Genomic DNA, 17991 nt, shown 5'->3' with positions numbered 1-17991 from the left:
ATGACGACTACCGTACAACACTATCTCGATAAAGGTCTGCGCGGCCTCTGGTATCCGGTGCTGGCGAGCTGGGAGGTGCAGTCTGCACCGGTGGGCATTACCCGCCTGGGCGAACAGATTGTGGTCTGGCGCAACAAAGACGGCCAAGTGCAGGCGCTGGAGGACCGCTGTCCGCACCGCGGCGCACGCCTGTCGATGGGCTGGAACCTGGGCGACCGCATTGCCTGCTGGTATCACGGCGTGGAGGTCGCGGGCAACGGCGAGGTGAAAGACGTGCCCGCCGTGGACAAATGTCCGCTGGTCGGCCAGCAGTGCGTGCGCAGCTACAACGTGCAGGAGGCGCACGGCGCAATCTTTCTGTGGTTTGGCGTCACCGCGGACCAGCAGCCGGACGAGCTGACCTTCCCGGACGAGCTCGCCGATACGGACAGCTTCAGCAACTTCCTCTGCACCGCCGCGTGGAAATGCAATTACCAGTACGCGCTGGAAAACGTGATGGACCCGATGCACGGCACCTATCTGCACTCCTCGTCGCACTCAATGGCGGAAGGGGATCGCAAGGCCGACATGGTGCTCCAGCCGACCAAAACCGGCTTTATCTTCGAGAAGAAAGGGCAGAGCGGCGTCAACTTTGACTGGGTGGAGCTGGGCAACAGCGGCACCTGCTGGATGCGCCTCTCCATTCCGTACAAGAAGCGTTTCGGGCCGGGCGGCCACTTCTTTATCGTCGGCATGGTGGTGCCGGAAGATAACGACAACTGCCGAGTCTTCTTCTGGCGCATTCGCCGGGTGCAGGGCTGGCAGCGCGACATGTGGCGCTTCATGTACCGCAACCGTCTGGAAAAACTGCACTGGGAAGTGCTGGAGCAGGACCGCGTGGTGCTGGAAAGCCTGGCGCCAAACGCCCGCGACCATGAATACCTGTATCAGCACGACGTCGGCCTCTCGCGCCTGCGCCGCATGATGCAAAAGGCCGCCAAAGAGCAGCTGGCGATGCGCGAAGAACAGCAGGGAGCCGCCTGATGAACGGGCTGCTGAGCGGCAAGCGCATCGTCATAACCGGCGCCGCGCGCGGGCTGGGCTTTCACTTTGCCAAAGCCTGCGCGGAGCAGGGCGCGGCGGTGGTGATGTGCGACATCCTCAAGGGTGAGCTGGCCGAAAGCGCCCACGCCCTGAGCGAGCGGGGCTATGCGATCGAACCGCACGTTATCGATCTGGCCGATCCGCAGTCCATTGAGCAGGTGTTCAGCGCGATTGGCGAGCAGGGTCAGATTGATGGCCTGGTGAACAACGCGGCGATGGCGACCGGCGTCGGCGGCAAAAATATGCTCGATTACGATCCGGATCTCTGGGATCGGGTGATGAGCGTCAACGTCAAAGGCACGTGGCTGGTGACGCGCGCCGCGGTGCCGCTGCTGCGCGAGGGCGCGGGTATCGTGAACGTTGCGTCCGACACCGCGCTGTGGGGCGCGCCGCGCCTGATGGCCTACGTCGCCAGTAAGGGCGCCGTGATTGCCATGACCCGCTCAATGGCACGCGAACTGGGTGAAAAGCGTATACGCATTAATGCCATCGCGCCGGGGTTAACCCGCGTCGAGGCGACCGAATATGTTCCGGCCGAGCGCCATCAGCTCTACGAGAATGGCCGCGCGTTAGCCGGCGCGCAGCAGCCGGAAGACGTCACCGGCAGCGTGGTCTGGCTGTTAAGCGATCTGTCGCGGTTTATCACCGGGCAGCTGATCCCGGTCAACGGCGGTTTTGTCTTTAACTAAGGTGTAGCGATTATGGCAAACGATCAGGAAGTGAAGTATCTGGTGCCGGGGCTGGAGCGCGGTTTACAGCTGCTGTTGGCCTTTGGCGAGCAGCATCGCGATCTGACCTTTGCCGAGCTGCACCGGCTGGTGGATATGCCGAAGGCGACCGCCTATCGCGTGGTGCAGACGCTGGAGTACATGGGCTTTCTGGAGCGCAACGCGCGCACCAATACCTTTTCGCTGGGCATGAACGTGCTGCGTCTCGGCTTTGAGTACATCGCCTCGCTGGACGTGGCGCAGGTCGGCCAGCCGGTGATCGAGCAGCTGCGCGACGTCAGCCAGTGCAGCAGCCATCTGGCGATCCGCGACGGGCGCGACATTATCTACATCGCCCGCGTCAGCGCCGCCGGGTCGCGCATCAATCAGGTCAGCATTGGCACCCGCCTGCCGGTGCACTGCACCTCGCTGGGCCGCATGCTGCTGACCGATATTTCCCGCGCCGATTTCGAACAGTTGTTCCCGCACGAGCGCCTGCCGGGCAACACGCCGGGGCAGCTTCACGACCGCGAGGCCCTGTGGCAGATGGTGCAGCAGGACAAAGCCCGCGGGTTTGTCATCGGCGAATCCTTCTTCCGCCACGGCATCTCCTCCATCGTCTACCCGGTGTATGACCGAAGCGGACGCGTGGCGGCGGTGGTCAGCATTCTGGTGCCGTCGGAAGAGATCCCGCAGACCGACCGCGAGCGGCTGCAAAACGAGGTTCGCCTCGCGGCGGATAAAATTTCTGGCTTCTTAGGGTACCTGTCACAGGCCAGTTAAATCAGTGAGTTAACGTCAGGCGCTTGACTGCGTCGGGCATGTTTTACGCCCAATTTGGGCCAGATGAGGCAACGAACGATGAGTGTAACCGGAATTGAAAAGCTGGAATTTGGCGTGGAAGACCTGACGCACTGCGCCAAATTTATGCGTGATTTTGGCCTGACGGGCGATGCCAGCGGCCAGCGTTTTACCACCCTGAGCGGCGCGCGCGTGGAGCTGAACCCCATCGACAGCCCCGACCTGCCGCCGGCGTTTGAAGCGGGCAACACCCTGCGCCGCATGACCTGGGCGGTGGCCGCACAGTCCGATCTCGACGCGCTGCGCCCGAAGCTTGCGCAGCAGCCCGGCTTTCGTGAAGTGGGCGACGCGCTGGAATGCCTCGATCCGAACGGCATGACCCTGCGCGTGCAGGTCAGCCAGCAGACTGACGTGGAGCTGAACGTTGAGCCGATTAACCAGTGGGGCGACGCCCGCCGCATCGACACGCCCAGCCCGGTTTACGATCGCGCGCAGCCGATCAACGTCGGGCACGTGGTGTTCTTCGTAGAAGAGCTGGCGGCGGTGGAGAAATTCTACCGCGAGGTGCTCGGCTTCCAGGTTTCGGACCGCTACATCAACCGCGCTGTGTTCCTGCGCTGCGGGGTGCGCGGCGGACATCACAACCTGTTCCTGCTGCAACTGCCGAACCGCAAGCGCGGCCTCAACCACGTGGCCTTCACCGTGCGCGACATCCACGAGGTGATCGGCGGCGGTATCGCGATGAATAAAAATGAATGGAGCACCTTTATCGGGCCGGGCCGCCATCCGGTGTCGTCGGCCTATTTCTGGTACGTCAATAGCCCGACCGGCGGCGCGTTTGAGTATTACACCAACGACGACTATCTGACGGAAAACTGGCAGCCGCGCGAGCTGGAGCACTCCCTGGTCTCCTTTACCGAATGGGCGGTAGAAGGCGGGATTGACCACGACACGCGCCGCCAGCAGAAAAAGCCGGAGGCGGTATGACGTCGCGCATTGTCATTATCGGCGGCGGTCAGGCGGGCGGCTGGGCGGCGAAAACCCTGCGCGACGAGGGCTTCGACGGCGAGATCTGCGTGGTGGCGGAAGAGGAGTGGGATTTCTACGAACGTCCGCCGCTGTCGAAAGCGTCTCTGCTGGAGCCGGACGCGGCGCTCCCGCGGCTGTTTAGCGAAGAAGCACAGCAGGCGCTGAACCTGACCTGGTACCGCCCGCTGCGTGCTGAATCAGTCGATCGTGAAACGAAAACCGTGCGTTTAAGCAACGGCGAACGTCTTAGTTACAACATTCTTTTAATGGCCACCGGCGGGCGGGCGCGCCTGCCTTCGCAGGCGTGGGCGGCGCACCCGCAGGTCTACACTCTGCGCCACTGGCAGGACGCGCAGCGCCTGAAGGCGCGCCTGGCGGAAAGTAAAAGACTTGCGATTGTCGGCGGCGGCTGGATCGGCCTGGAGATTGCCGCTTCCGCGCGCAAAAGCGGCGTGGCGGTCACGCTGTTCGAGCAGCAGCCCGCGCTGTGCATGCGCTCGGTGAGCGGCGAGGTGTCGCAGCGCTTAGAAGCCATCCATCGCGAGCAGGGGGTGGATATCCGCACCGGCTGCGGCGCGCTGGAGCTGGAGGACGATAACGGCCTGCCGGTCATCCACTGGGACGGCCAGCGCGAAACCTTTGACGCGGTGGTGGTGGGGATCGGCGTCGATCTCAATCTGGAGCTGGCGCGCGATGCGGGACTTCGCACCGAGCGGGGGATCGTGGTGGACGCCCAGGGGCGCACGTCCGATCCGTTCATCTTTGCCGCCGGCGACGTCGCGCAGCACCATCACTACGGCCTGTGCATTCAGTCCTGGGCCTTCGCCCAGAATCAGGCGGTGGCGACGGCGAAAGCCATGCTTAACCCCGATGCGCCAGGCTACGACGACGCGCCGTGGCTGTGGTCGGATCAATATCAGCACAACATCCAGATCCTCGGCATTCCGCAGCCGGGCAGCCGAACGATAGTGCGTGAAGAGGTGCTGTACTTCTCGCTGGACGACAACGGTCGGCTAACGCAGCTGGTGGCGTTCAACGATGCGCGCACCGTCAAGCTGGCGAAGCGCTGGATGGCGGCGGGGCGGGACCTGTCGGACGTACCGCTCGCCGATCCTGCTTTTTCACTGATGTCATTGCGATAGCTAACCCGCACCCGTAGGGGGAGACATGACCACATTAGAGACCAACACCGCACCCGTTGAGGCGAGCGGTGAGGGAACCCGCACGCCTGAAAAAGCGGTGCGCTGGGCCATCCCGCTGTCGCTGCTGGCCTGCGTGCTGCTGGCCTTTTTCGACAAAATCAGCATCGCGGCGCTCTTTTCCGACACCCATTTCCAGCAGGCGATGGGCATCGATTTTGACACCACGCGCCTCGGCATTCTGATGAGCGCCTTCCTGCTGAGTTACGGCTTTTCGTCGGTATTTTTGAGCGGTTTAGGCGACAAAATCGCGCCGCTGCGCCTGCTCACCGGGATGATGGCGATCTGGTGCGTGCTGATGGTGGCGATGGGCTTTACCCATAACTACACGCTGATGATCGTCCTGCGCATCCTGCTGGGCGTGGCGGAAGGGCCGCTGTTCCCGCTGGCTTTCGCCATCGTGCGCCACAACTTCCCGCAGCATTTACAGGCACGCGCCACCATGCTGTGGCTGCTGGGCACGCCGGTAGGGGCGGCGATTGGCTTCCCGCTCTCCCTCTGGCTGCTGAACACCTTCGGCTGGCAGAGCACCTTCTTTGTGATGGCAATGCTGACCGTGCCGGTGCTTATCTTTGTGCGCGTTGGCCTGCGCGGGATCCGTCTGGAAGCAAAACCCGGTACCTCGCAGGCGTCTCAGGACGAGCGGCGCGCGGCGCGGAGCGAGCTGTTTGTTAGCCCGCACTTCTGGATCATCTGCATCTTTAACATCGCTTTTCTGACCTACCTGTGGGGCATCAACGGCTGGCTGCCTGGCTACTTAATTAAGGGCAAAGGCATCCACCTGGAGCACGCGGGCTGGCTGTCGTCGATGCCGTTCATCGCCATGCTGGCGGGAGAGGTGATTGGCGCGTGGCTCTCTGACCGGGTCGATAAGCGCGCGGCGGCCTGCTTTATCTCGATGGCGGGGGCGGCCGTCGGGCTGGCGGCGGTGATGCACCTTGATACCCCGCTTGCCATCATCGCGGCGATGAGCTTCAGCACCTTTATGTGGGGCACCGGCGCCCCCAACATTTTCGCCCTGCTGGCGAAGGCCACCCATCCCCGGGTGAGCGCCACGGCGGGCGGCATCTTCAACGGGCTGGGAAACTTTGCGGGCGCGCTGTCGCCGGCGGTGATGGGCGCGCTGATCGCTTTCACCCACAGCATGGATTCCGGGCTGATTTTTCTGGCGGTGATGGCGGCGGTGGGCTGCGTCCTGTTACTGCCGCTGCTGAGACGTTACTGAGGAGAGTGTCATGACTGATTCAACCGTAACCAACAAAACAGGCATCAAACCTGACCACCTGACGATGGAAGAGTGGGTCGAGTCGCGCATCGCGCGCTTCGAAGGCCGTAAATACGACTGGAACGCGCTGAAGTTCCAGGCCGATTTTGACCCGAAATACCGCCGGGCGCAGATGCGCTACATCGGCACCGGAGCAACCGGCGTGGCGAACGACACCAACACCGTGCAGGCGGACCATTTTACCTTCTCCACCATGGTGCTGCCGTCGAAGTGCGAAGGGCCGCTGCACCTGCACGACGACGTGGAGGAGGTGTTCTTCATGCTCAAAGGGCAGATCACGCTGATGATCCAGGACGGCGATAACTACACCGAAACCGTGCTGCGCGAGCGTGACCTGATCTCCGTCCCGCCGGGCATCTATCGCGGCCTGTTTAACCACGGGGAAGAAGAGGCGCTGATGTGCGTCATGCTGGGAACCAACAAGCCGGAAATCCCGACCTATCCCTCCGATCATCCGCTCTCAAAAGTGAAGCGGAACTAAGGGGGCGCCATGACGGGTTTTCGTGAACAGGGAAGCGGCATCCCGCTGATGCTGCTGCATGGGATCAGCTCTGGCGCTGCGTCCTGGCATAAGCAGATGGCGCTTAACGGTTTTCGCGTGCTGGCGTGGGACATGCCCGGTTACGGCGAAAGCCCGATGCTGGCGGTTGAGCGGGCGAACGCCGGAGATTACGCCGACGCGCTGGCGGCGATGCTCGACCGCGCAGGCGTCTGGCAGGCGGTACTGGTGGGCCATTCCCTGGGGGCGCTGGTGGCCAGCGCGTTTGCGGCGAAGTTCCCTGAACGCGTCATTTATCTGGTGCTGGCGGACGCCGCGCAGGGCTACGGTAATGCCGCGCCGGAGCAGCGAGAGCAGGTCTGGCGTAATCGCGAGCAGCAGATGGCGCTCGGCGGCGACATCCTCGCCCAGACCCGCGCCGCGAAGCTGCTGCGCCCCGGCGCGAGCGCAGAAGATATCGCAACCGTCGCGGCGGGCATGCGCAGGCTGCGCCCCGAAGGCTACCTCGCTGCCGCGTGGATGCTGGCGCATGATGACATTCACGGCTGGCTTACGCGTTACGCCGGACAATTTGAAGTCTGGTGCGGCGAGCAGGACGCGATCACGCAGCCCGAGCTGGTACAGGGGCTGGCGCTGCGCTACGGCATGCCGTTTACCGCGATTCCCCAGGCCGGACACGCGAGCTATCTCGATAACGACGCGTTTTTTAATCAACAGCTTTTACGCATTAACGAAGAGGTGCGCGATGAATGCACACATTGACGGCCGCGTAGCGGTCGTTACCGGCGGTTCGTCCGGCATTGGCTTTGAAACGCTGCGCCTGCTGCTGGGCGAAGGGGCGAGAGTCGCCTTCTGTGGCCGCGACCCGGACCGGCTCGCCAGCGCGCATGCGGCGCTGCACAACGAATACCCCGACGGGGAAATTTACTCTTACCGCTGCGACGTGCTGAGCGCCGACGAGGTGCAGGCCTTCGCGGATGCGGTGCAGGCGCGCTTTGGCGCGGCGGATATGCTGATCAACAACGCCGGTCAGGGCTACGTGGCGCACTTCCATGACACCCCGCGCGAGGCGTGGCTGCACGAAGCCGAACTCAAACTGTTTGGCGTCATTAATCCGGTGCAGGCGTTTCAGCCGCTGCTGGAACGGTCCGACATCGCCTCCATCACCTGCGTGAACTCCCTGCTGGCGCTTCAGCCGGAAGAGCACATGATCGCCACGTCGGCAGCCCGCGCCGCGCTGCTGAACATGACGCTGACGCTCTCGAAAGAGCTGGTAGGCAAAGGGATTCGCGTCAATTCCATACTGCTCGGTATGGTCGAGTCCGGCCAGTGGCAGCGCCGCTTTGAAAGCCGGGCGGATAAAAGCCAGAGCTGGCCGGAGTGGACGGCGGAGATCGCGCGCAAGCGCGGCATTCCGATGGCGCGCCTCGGCAAGCCGCAGGAACCCGCGCAGGCGCTGCTGTTCCTCGCCTCGCCGCTGGCCTCGTTTACCACCGGCGCGGCGCTGGACGTTTCCGGCGGCTTTTGCCGCCATCTGTAAGGACGCATCATGAAAAAGGTAATGTTAATTGGTTATGGCGCCATGGCGCAGGCGGTGATTGAGCGTCTGCCCGCCGGCGTGGCTATCGGCTGGATCGTGGCACGCGCGTCTCACCATGCCGCCATTCGCGACCAGTTTGGCGATGCGGTCGAGGCGCTGACCTCGCCGATGGCGTGCGCACAAACGCCCGATCTGGTGCTGGAGTGCGCCAGCCAGCAGGCGGTTGCGCAGTACGGCGAAGCGATTCTGCGCCGCGGCTGGCATCTGGCGGTCATTTCCACCGGCGCGCTGGCGGACAGCGCGCTGGAGCAGCGCCTGTTCGCGGCGGGCGGAAAACTGACGCTGCTTTCCGGGGCGGTGGCCGGCATCGACGGGCTGGCGGCGGCGAAGGAGGGCGGGCTTGAGCGCGTCACCTATCAGTCGCGTAAAAGCCCGGCCAGCTGGCGCGGCAGCTACGCCGAGCAGCTTATCGATCTTAACGCGGTCTCAGAGGCGAAGGTCTTTTTTGAAGGCAGCGCCCGCGAGGCGGCGCGCCTGTTCCCGGCGAACGCCAACGTGGCGGCGACCGTGGCGCTCGGCGGCGTCGGGATGGATGAAACCCGCGTGCAGCTGATGGTTGACCCGGCAACGAAACGTAACACCCACACGCTGCACGTAGAAGGGCTGTTTGGCGAATTCCATCTGGAGCTGAGCGGGCTGCCGCTGGCGTCTAACCCTAAAACCTCCACCCTGGCGGCACTCAGCGCGGTGCGCGCCTGCCGCGAGCTGGCCCTGAGCTAAGGAGTGACGATGGACGATCTGAATATTTTTATCGGCGGCCAGTGGCGACGCGGCGGTGGCAACCCGATGCAGAGCCACTTCCCGGCTGACGGGTCGATCAATGCGACGCTGAACGCGGCAAACCTTGACGATCTGCACGACGCGATCGAGGCCGGCGAGCGCGCGTGGCGCGATCCCGCCTGGCGCAACAGCCTGCCGCACGTGCGGGCGAAGATCCTGCACAAGGTGGCGGATCTGATTGAGTCCCGCGCGGACGAGCTGGCGCAGATGCAGAGCCGGGATAACGGCAAGCCGCTGGCGGAGGCGCGCGGGCTGGTGATGAGCGCGGCGGGAACGGCGTGCTACTTCGCCGCCGCCTGCGAGCTGCTGGAAGGGGAGCTGCCCACGCCGCGCCAGCCGGATCTGCTGACGCTAAGCCGCTATGAGCCGCTCGGCGTGGTGGCGGCTATCACGCCGTGGAACTCGCCCATTGCCAGCGAGATGCAGAAGGTCGCCCCGGCCATCGCCGCCGGGAACGCGGTGATCCTCAAGCCAGCCGAAGCCACGTCGCTGATGGCGCTGGAGCTGGCGCGCATTTTTGAACAGGCCGGGCTGCCCGCCGGGCTGCTGAGCGTGCTGCCGGGCAAAGGCTCGGTGATTGGCGACGCGCTGGCGCGCCATCCCCGCGTGCGAAAAATTTCCTTTACCGGCGGCACCGCCACGGGCCGCCATCTGGCGCACGTGGCTGCGGAAAAGCTGATCCCGGCGTCGCTGGAGCTGGGCGGTAAATCCCCGACCATCGTGCTGGAGGATGCCGACGTTGAGCAGGCCGCGCGCGGGATCTGCTACGGTATTTTCAGCTCAGCAGGGCAGGCGTGCATCGCCGGGTCCCGGCTGTTTATCCACGAAAGCCTGTACGCGCCGCTGATGGCGCGGCTGCTGGAATTAACTCGCGGGCTGCGCGTAGGGCACCCCTTCACCGACGGCGTTCACGTTGGGCCGCTGATCAATGAGAAACATCGCCAGAGCGTGCAGGAATACGTCGAGCTGGCGAAGCGCGAGGGGGGCCGGGTGCTGTGCGGCGGGGAGAGCCCGGCGGATCCTGACCTCGCAAACGGCAGCTTCTTCCAGCCGACCATTATCGAAGGGCTGACGAACGGCGCCCGCGCCTGCCAGGAGGAGATCTTCGGCCCGGTGCTGGTGGCGATGCCGTTTCGCGATGAAGCGGCGTTGATCCGCGAGGCGAACGACTCGGTTTACGGCCTGGCGGCAGGGATCTGGACCCGTGACACCGGGCGGGCGCTGCGCCTGAGCGAGCAGCTGGAGGCCGGTACGGTGTGGATCAACACCTACAAAGTTTTTGCGATTTCGACCCCGTTCGGGGGCTTTAAAGAGAGCGGTCTGGGCCGCGAAAAGGGCATTCAGGGGCTGAAAGCCTGGATGCAGCAAAAGAGCATTTATCTGGCGACGGGTAACAGCGTCAACCACTGGTGCGACTGAGAAAGGGTGAGCAATGAGCGAAATGATAACCGTCGGCGACGCCATCGCCAGAACGCTGGAGCAGTATCAGGTTGAGGCCATCTACGGCGTCATCTCCATTCACAACCTGCCGATCGCGGATGCGGTAGGGCAGCGGGGCAAAATCCGCTTCGTGCCCGCACGCGGCGAGGCGGGTTCCGTCACCATGGCCGACGCCCACGGGCGGTTTTCCGGCCTCGGCGTGGCGCTGACCAGCACCGGCGCGGGGGCGGGGAACGCGGTAGGCGCGCTGGTGGAGGCGATGAACGCCTGCACGCCGCTGCTGCATTTAACCGGGCAGGTGGAAAAGGCCTGGCTGGATGCCGACACCGGGTTTATCCACGAGACCCGCGACCAGCTGACCTTCCTGAAGGCCAGTTCAAAACGGGCGTACCGCATCAGCAATGCCAGCCAGGCGATAGCCACCCTGCATAAAGCCATTCAGGACGCGCAGACCCCGCCGTGCGGGCCGGTCTCCGTGGAGATCCCGATTGATATTCAGGGTGCGAAAATTCCGCTGTCGCTGGTGACCGCACCGGTGAAACCAGCTTCGGTTGCAGCCGTGGATCCCGCGATGGTGGATGCTTTATGGGCGCAGCTCAGGCAGGCAAAACAGCCGCTGCTGTGGCTGGGCGGCGGGGCGCTGGGCAGCGCTGACGCGGTGAAAAAACTGGCGGATGCGGGCATCACCGTGATCTCCAGCACCCACGCGCGCGGCGTGCTGCCGGACGGCCATCGCGCCAGCCTGCGGGCGTTCCACAATTCGCCGTCGGTTGAGGCGCTTATTTCGCAGTGTGATTTTACGCTGGTGGCCGGTTCTCGCCTGCGCAGCAACGAAACCCGCTCCTGGACGCTGGAGTTGCCGTCTCCACGCGTGCAGATTGATATCGACCCGGCGGCGGCGAGCCGTAACTATCTGATGGATAACACGCTGATAGCCGACTGTTCAGCGCTGCTTGGCGCGCTGGCTGAAAAAGCGCAGGGCCGCGAGTGGGGCAACGCCCAGTGGGACGCGCAGGTGCAGCAGGTGGTCTCGCAGGCTGAACAGGGCCTGCGCGAGCAGTGCGGCGCCTATGCGAAGCTCAACGACGCCATTGAAAAAGCCCTGCCGCAGGACGGCCTGCTGGTGCGCGATATCACCGTTTCCGGCAGCCTGTGGGGCAGTCGTCTGTTTCGCGCTAACGGCCCGCTGATGAACATTCACTCTCTGGCCGGGGCGATTGGCATGGGGCTGCCAATGGCGATTGGTACCGCGATTGCCAACCCGCAGCGTAAGGTGGTGGGGCTGGTGGGCGACGGTGGCCTGAGCCTGAATTTAGGCGAGCTGGCGACGCTGGCGCAGGAGAAAGCTAACGTGACGCTGCTGATCATGAACGACGGGGGCTACGGCGTCATGCGCGGCATTCAGGATAAGTATTTCGGCGGGCGACAGTATTACAACGAATTGCACACGCCGGACTTTACCCTGCTGGCGCAGGCGATTGGCTTACAGGCCTGGCGCGTTGAGCGGGCCGAGGACTTTGATGCGGTCATGACGGAGGCGCTGGCTATGCCGGGGCCGTCGGTGGTGGAAGTGCGGATGGAGCAGATAGGCGCCCTGAAGTTTGCCGGGCCGCCGCAGAAAACGCTTTACTAGCGGTTTTCCCTCTCCCACGGGGAGAGGGAGAAAACAGTAGTCCGGGTAAGGCGAAGCCGCCACCCGGCTTGTTTTATCAGAACACGTTAAACGGGTATTCCACGTAGGCGCGGATCTCGTCCCCGCCCACGTTATAGTCGCTGGCGTTGCTGGAGACGCGCAGCACGGAGTAGCGCAGTTTCAGCTTCAGATCTTTTGCCGGGCCATCCTGCACCTGGTACTGGATCTGGTTAAACCACTCGTGCTCTTTGCCGTTGCTGGTTTCAGAGGTCTTGATATTGTCGCCGCGCACGTAGGCGGTGGTCCAGCTCAGGCCCGGCAGGCCGAGACCCGCGAAGTCCAGACCGTAGGATGCCTGCCATGAGCGCTCGTCTTCACCGTTAAAGTCAGACCAGTAGGAGTTCGCGAGCCAGATGGTGTTGCCGCCGTCGCCCACGCCGCCCTTGTCGCGATATCCGCCGTAGTTATAGCCTGTGCTGCCGCTGCTCTGCTGGTACGCCACTTTGAACGTGTGAATATCCCAGATGTAGCTCGCCGCCAGGCTCCAGATGGTGTTGCTGCGGCCAGTGTCGAGGCTGTCAGCGTAGCCCTGATCCAGACGCGAGTTATAGCCGTTAAAGTCGAGCACCAGCTGCTGCCCGGTGCTGAACGGCTGTTTGAAATTCAGCCCCAGGTACTGTTTGTTCATCACCTCTTCGTTATGAGAGGCGTATAGCGCGCCGCTGAACTGGTCGTTGAACTGGTAGCTTGCGCCACCGAAAGTCAGGCTTTTCAGGCCGCTGTCGTGGCGGTCGTCGCTTTTACGCTGCTCGTCGGTGAAATAACCGGCGTTCACTTCCAGCCCGTCGATCTCTTTAGACGTCAGCATGGCACCGGTGTAGCTTTCAAACAGCAGGCGGGAGCTGTCGGCGTTAACGATAGGCAGTTCAGGACGCTGGTTACCGTAGCTCAGCACGGTATTCGAGATCCGCATTTTGGCGGTAGCGCCAAATTTCGCTAAATCGGATTTGGCCCGGCCATCGTCTTCCTGTTTAAAGAAGTCGATACCTCCCGCACCGCTCTTGCCGCGACCGCCATCCAGGCGCACGCCGTACTGCGCGATGCCGTCCACGCCAAAGCCCACCAGCCCTTCGGTATAGCCGGATTCAAAGGTGGCGATGATGCCCTGACCCCATTCGGCTTTATCCTGCTGGCCCTGATGGTAGTCACGGCTGATATACGCATTGCGTAAAAACAGGTCTAAATGGCTGTCGTCGATAAAACCCTTGCTGTCAGATTGCTGGCTTGCAGCGGCGGGTAATGCGGCGAATAAACTAAAAGCAATTAATGATAATTCTTTTTTCACGGAGGGAACGTCTCTGTCTTAATATATTAAATTGAATTACTGCGCGTTTGATAATTACCGGAAAGATTAACGATTGCAATAAATATGTGACCAGACGTTTCAGCCGGAAAGGGTAGATTTGACGGGGCTTTCAGAGGTGTTACCGATACGTGCGATTTAGTTAGCAATTCATGCGAAATAAAAAGGAGGCAAAATTGCCTCCTTCCAAAATTATTTAATTCCGTCAGCGGCCATTCGGTCGCGAATATGCTGTGCGCGCGCTTCTGAGGCCGGGTGATCGTCAAACATGGAGCTCTGGCGACCCGCTTCCAGTTTTGCCAGCTTTTCGAAGCTGGTGGCTAAACCGGATGGATTAATACCGCGTTTGCGCAACAGATCGTAGGAGTAGTCGTCCGCTTCGGACTCCTGACGCTGCGAGAACTGGGAGTTAACCAGTTTTTCACCTACGTCACCAAGCTGCGACTGGGACAGGCTGCCAACGATGCCGCCCGCAGAGGCCGCCGCCGCGCGAATGGCGTTGGTGCCTAAGGCAACCTGCATCCCTTTCTTCACGTGGCCGAGCGCAACGTGACCCATTTCATGGCCGATAACCGCTTCCACTTCGTTGTCGGTCATCATATCCATCAGCCCGCTGTAGACGCGGATACAGCCGTTAGCCATCGCGAAGGCGTTGACGTCTTTCGCCATGTAAACCTTGTAGTTCACCGGCTGGCCGTTGATGTTATCGCCGAGCGCGGAAGCAATCTTATTCAGACGCTGTGTGTAGGTACTGTCAGCCGGCGCAAGCGTGGCTTTTCCGTCCATATCTTTACAGGCCTGATCGCTCAGCGCTTTAACCTGCGCGTCGCTCAGGGAGTAGGCCTGAAAGGCTTCTGCACCTGAGGTCATCAGACCGTTAGAGTCCATATTCTGACAGCCGCTCAGCACGAGCGTTGTACCCAGGGCCAGCACTATTGCACGCATTTTCATGAGGTTGCTTCCGTACTCGTTAAACTGAATAAAATCCGAAAAGTGCCCCCGCAACGAAGCCGGGGCGGGATAAGTATAAGGAATATCTACAGGCGCGGGCGAGCAGATTGCGCAACATGCGAGCATGATCCAGAGATTTCTTAAGCTGCAAAAGAATGGTCCATGTACATGCCCTGCGGCTTGGGTTACATTGTTGGCACTTTTTTCCGGCGTAGCCCAAAACGCGCTGTCGTCAAGGGCATGGCCTTTAACAGTCCGATCTGGAGTTAAAATGTCCTCACGTAAAGAGCTTGCTAATGCTATTCGTGCGCTGAGCATGGACGCAGTACAGAAAGCCAAATCCGGCCACCCGGGTGCCCCTATGGGTATGGCTGATATCGCCGAAGTCCTGTGGCGTGATTTCCTTAACCACAACCCGCAGAACCCGGCATGGGCTGACCGCGACCGTTTCGTGCTGTCTAACGGCCACGGCTCTATGCTGATCTACAGCCTGCTGCACCTCACCGGCTACGATCTGCCAATCGAAGAGCTGAAAAACTTCCGTCAGCTGCACTCCAAAACTCCAGGTCACCCGGAAGTGGGCTACACCGCTGGCGTAGAAACCACCACCGGCCCGCTGGGTCAGGGCATTGCTAACGCTGTGGGTATGGCGATTGCCGAGAAGACCCTGGCGGCGCAGTTCAACCGTCCTGGCCATGACATCGTTGACCACTTCACCTACGCTTTCCTGGGCGACGGCTGCATGATGGAAGGCATTTCTCACGAAGTGTGCTCCCTGGCTGGTACCCTGAAGCTGGGCAAACTGGTGGCGTTCTACGACGACAACGGTATCTCCATCGACGGTCACGTTGAAGGCTGGTTCACTGACGACACCGCCGCACGTTTCGAAGCCTACGGCTGGCACGTTGTGCGTGGTGTTGACGGCCACGATGCTGACTCGATTAAACGTGCAGTAGAAGAAGCTCGCGCAGTCACCGACAAACCGTCCCTGCTGATGTGCAAAACCATCATCGGCTTCGGTTCTCCGAACAAAGCGGGCACCCATGACTCCCACGGCGCACCGCTGGGCGACGCGGAAATCGCACTGACCCGTGAAGCACTGGGCTGGAAACACCCTGCCTTCGAAATCCCGTCTGAGATCTATGCTCAGTGGGATGCTAAAGAAGTGGGCCAGGCGAAAGAAGCGGCCTGGAACGAGAAATTCGCTGCCTATGCGAAGGCGTTCCCACAGGAAGCGGCTGAATTCACCCGTCGTATGAAAGGCGATATGCCGTCTGACTTCGACGCTAAAGCCAACGAATTCATCGCGAAGCTGCAGGCGAACCCGTCTAAAATCGCCAGCCGTAAAGCATCTCAGAATGCGATTGAAGCGTTCGGTCCGCTGCTTCCAGAATTCCTGGGCGGCTCCGCTGACCTGGCGCCTTCTAACCTGACCCTGTGGTCTGGTTCTAAGCCAATCAACGAAGACAGTGCCGGTAACTACATCCATTACGGTGTACGTGAGTTCGGTATGACCGCTATCGCGAACGGTATCGCTCTGCACGGTGGTTTCCTGCCGTACACCTCTACCTTCCTGATGTTCGTGGAATATGCACGTAACGCCGTGCGTATGGCTGCGCTGATGAAACAGCGTCAGGTGATGGTCTACACCCATGACTCCATCGGTCTGGGCGAAGATGGTCCAACTCACCAGCCGGTAGAGCAGGTAGCTTCCCTGCGTGTAACCCCGAACATGAGCACATGGCGTCCATGTGACCAGGTTGAATCTGCGGTGGCGTGGAAATACGGCGTTGAGCGTCAGGACGGCCCGACCGCGCTGATCCTCTCCCGTCAGAACCTGGCGCAGCAGGAGCGTACCCCTGAGCAGCTGGCAAACATCGCCCGCGGTGGCTACGTGCTGAAAGATTGCGCGGGCCAGCCTGAGCTGATCTTCATCGCGACCGGTTCTGAAGTTGAACTGGCTGTAGCAGCATGGGAAAAACTGACTGCCGAAGGCGTGAAGGCGCGCGTGGTCTCCATGCCGTCTACCGATGCGTTCGACAAGCAGGATGCCGCTTACCGTGAATCTGTACTGCCTAAAGCGGTTTCCGCTCGCGTGGCGGTGGAAGCGGGTATTGCTGACTACTGGTTCAAATACGTGGGTCTGAACGGCGCTATCGTCGGTATGACCACCTTCGGTGAGTCTGCTCCGGCAGAACAGCTGTTCGAAGAGTTCGGCTTCACCGTTGAGAACGTGGTCGCTAAGGCGAAAGAACTGCTGTAATCGCCGTTTTGCCCGGTGGCGCTTACGCTGACCGGGCCTACAAATGGCTCAAAAGTAGGCCGGGTAAGCGCTAGCACTTACCCGGCTTTTTTTGCGTCATTATTCCAACGAAAATGTGACGCAAGTCATATAGCTCGCTTATTCATCTGGACAGACATTCCTTTTATTCCCCGATTCGCTTATTCTTGCTGAAGCGTTTCAGTCGATTAAATGTTCGACAATTGACCAATCAATCGCAGTTTGTGATAGCAAAGATTCCCCTTCGGGCGTCGCTGGATTACTCTTTCAGCCACCTCAAACTCAGGGATTGCTTTGCAGGAGATCTATGACCGTACGCGTAGCGATTAATGGCTTCGGTCGCATCGGGCGTAATGTGGTTCGTGCTTTGTATGAATCCGGACGTCGGGCGGAAATCACCGTGGTGGCAATCAATGAACTGGCGGATGCTGCTGGCATGGCGCATTTATTGAAGTATGACACCAGCCACGGACGCTTCGCCTGGGATGTGCGCCAGGAAAGAGATCAGCTTTTTGTGGGTGATGACGCTATTCGTGTGCTGCATGAGAACAGCATTTCCGGGCTACCCTGGCGTGAACTGGGTGTGGATGTCGTGCTTGACTGTACCGGTGTGTATGGCAACCGCGAACACGGCGAAGCGCATCTGAGAGCAGGCGCGAAGAAAGTCCTGTTTTCTCATCCCGGCAGTCACGACCTCGACGCGACCGTCGTGTTTGGCGTCAACCAGCATGAGCTGCAAGCCGAGCACCGCATTGTTTCCAACGCCTCCTGCACCACCAACTGCATTATTCCGGTCATCAAACTGTTAGACGATGCGTATGGCATTGAATCCGGCACCGTAACCACGATTCACTCCGCCATGCACGATCAGCAGGTTATCGACGCCTATCACCCGGATTTACGACGCACTCGCGCGGCGAGCCAGTCAATCATCCCGGTGGACACGAAACTGGCTGCAGGGATCACCCGAATTTTTCCGCAGTTTAATGACCGTTTCGAAGCGATTGCCGTGCGGGTTCCGACGATAAACGTCACCGCAATCGACCTCAGCGTGACGGTGAAAAAACCGGTAAAAGCCTGTGAAGTCAACCTGTTGCTGCAAAAAGCGGCACAGGGAGCATTTCATGGTATAGTTGACTATACGGAATTACCGTTGGTCTCAGTAGATTTTAACCACGACCCGCACAGCGCCATCGTGGATGGCACGCAGACGCGAGTCAGTGGTGCGCACCTTATCAAGACGCTGGTCTGGTGTGATAACGAATGGGGCTTTGCTAACCGAATGCTCGACACCACGTTAGCCATGGCCGCAAAAGGTTTCAGGTAGAGCGCACCTTGCG

Annotated in this window: 16 protein-coding genes; 14 read left to right on the top strand and 2 right to left on the bottom strand. The window is 61.1% G+C overall.

Annotated features, from left to right (window positions below):
- The 12 genes from INF73_RS02535 (at position 1) to INF73_RS02480 (ending at position 12056) form a co-directional block, all read left to right on the top strand.
- A complete protein-coding gene (locus INF73_RS02535) occupies positions 1-1023 on the top strand; it encodes an aromatic ring-hydroxylating dioxygenase subunit alpha (protein WP_028014352.1) in 1023 nt (340 codons plus the stop codon).
- Positions 1023-1772 carry an SDR family oxidoreductase gene (locus tag INF73_RS02530; RefSeq protein WP_193540897.1) on the top strand — a complete coding sequence of 250 codons (750 nt, stop codon included), beginning with the start codon at positions 1023-1025 and terminating at the stop codon, positions 1770-1772. Before INF73_RS02535 ends, INF73_RS02530 begins: the two co-directional genes overlap by 1 nt.
- A gap of 12 nt (positions 1773-1784) precedes the next feature.
- Positions 1785-2573 (top strand): IclR family transcriptional regulator, encoded by a 789-nt coding sequence (locus INF73_RS02525; RefSeq protein ID WP_028014350.1) that lies wholly within the window; start codon positions 1785-1787, stop codon positions 2571-2573.
- 78 nt (positions 2574-2651) lie between these two features.
- Positions 2652-3578, top strand: coding sequence for a VOC family protein (locus tag INF73_RS02520; RefSeq protein ID WP_107533707.1), 927 nt, complete (start codon positions 2652-2654; stop codon positions 3576-3578).
- Entirely contained in the window at positions 3575-4762 is a 1188-nt protein-coding gene (locus tag INF73_RS02515; protein WP_193540895.1) for an NAD(P)/FAD-dependent oxidoreductase, read from the top strand. Before INF73_RS02520 ends, INF73_RS02515 begins: the two co-directional genes overlap by 4 nt.
- 25 nt (positions 4763-4787) lie before the next feature.
- Positions 4788-6044, top strand: a complete 1257-nt coding sequence (locus INF73_RS02510; protein ID WP_193540894.1) for an MFS transporter — start codon at positions 4788-4790, stop codon at positions 6042-6044.
- A 10-nt stretch (positions 6045-6054) separates the two neighbouring features.
- Positions 6055-6585, top strand: a complete 531-nt coding sequence (locus tag INF73_RS02505; RefSeq protein ID WP_017382915.1) for a cupin domain-containing protein — start codon at positions 6055-6057, stop codon at positions 6583-6585.
- 9 nt (positions 6586-6594) lie between these two features.
- Complete coding sequence (locus INF73_RS02500) at positions 6595-7365, top strand: alpha/beta fold hydrolase (RefSeq protein ID WP_193540893.1); 771 nt, start codon at positions 6595-6597, stop codon at positions 7363-7365.
- Complete coding sequence (locus tag INF73_RS02495; RefSeq protein WP_193540891.1) at positions 7349-8143, top strand: SDR family oxidoreductase; 795 nt, start codon at positions 7349-7351, stop codon at positions 8141-8143. Before INF73_RS02500 ends, INF73_RS02495 begins: the two co-directional genes overlap by 17 nt.
- A gap of 9 nt (positions 8144-8152) precedes the next feature.
- Positions 8153-8923 (top strand): aspartate dehydrogenase, encoded by a 771-nt coding sequence (locus INF73_RS02490; RefSeq protein WP_193540889.1) that lies wholly within the window; start codon positions 8153-8155, stop codon positions 8921-8923.
- Positions 8924-8932: 9 nt separating this feature from the next.
- A complete protein-coding gene (locus tag INF73_RS02485; protein WP_193540887.1) occupies positions 8933-10402 on the top strand; it encodes an aldehyde dehydrogenase in 1470 nt (489 codons plus the stop codon).
- 13 nt (positions 10403-10415) lie between these two features.
- Positions 10416-12056: a thiamine pyrophosphate-binding protein gene (locus INF73_RS02480; protein ID WP_193540885.1), complete on the top strand. Its 1641-nt coding sequence runs from the start codon at positions 10416-10418 to the stop codon at positions 12054-12056.
- Positions 12057-12132: 76 nt separating this feature from the next.
- Here the strand turns inward: INF73_RS02480 and INF73_RS02475 are convergent, their stop codons facing one another.
- Both INF73_RS02475 and INF73_RS02470 read right to left on the bottom strand, forming a co-directional pair.
- Complete coding sequence (locus INF73_RS02475) at positions 12133-13401, bottom strand: OprD family outer membrane porin (RefSeq protein ID WP_193540883.1); 1269 nt, start codon at positions 13399-13401, stop codon at positions 12133-12135.
- 210 nt (positions 13402-13611) lie between these two features.
- Positions 13612-14370, bottom strand: a complete 759-nt coding sequence (locus INF73_RS02470) for a M48 family metallopeptidase (RefSeq protein WP_028014340.1) — start codon at positions 14368-14370, stop codon at positions 13612-13614.
- Positions 14371-14641: 271 nt separating this feature from the next.
- Here INF73_RS02470 and tkt point away from each other — a divergent pair, with 271 nt between their 5' ends.
- Both tkt and epd read left to right on the top strand, forming a co-directional pair.
- Positions 14642-16633 (top strand): transketolase, encoded by a 1992-nt coding sequence (tkt, locus tag INF73_RS02465; RefSeq protein ID WP_045260752.1) that lies wholly within the window; start codon positions 14642-14644, stop codon positions 16631-16633.
- Positions 16634-16958: 325 nt separating this feature from the next.
- The gene (gene epd / locus INF73_RS02460) at positions 16959-17978 is read left to right on the top strand and encodes an erythrose-4-phosphate dehydrogenase (protein WP_045260751.1); all 1020 of its coding nucleotides are present in this window, start codon (positions 16959-16961) and stop codon (positions 17976-17978) included.
- Positions 17979-17991: the final 13 nt, after the last annotated feature.

Origin of the sequence: Enterobacter cloacae complex sp. P6RS, assembly GCF_014982245.1 — a bacterium.
GTDB lineage: Bacteria > Pseudomonadota > Gammaproteobacteria > Enterobacterales > Enterobacteriaceae > Enterobacter > Enterobacter bugandensis.
Note: the sequence above shows the minus strand (reverse complement) of the source record. Positions and strands in the feature narration are given on the sequence as shown.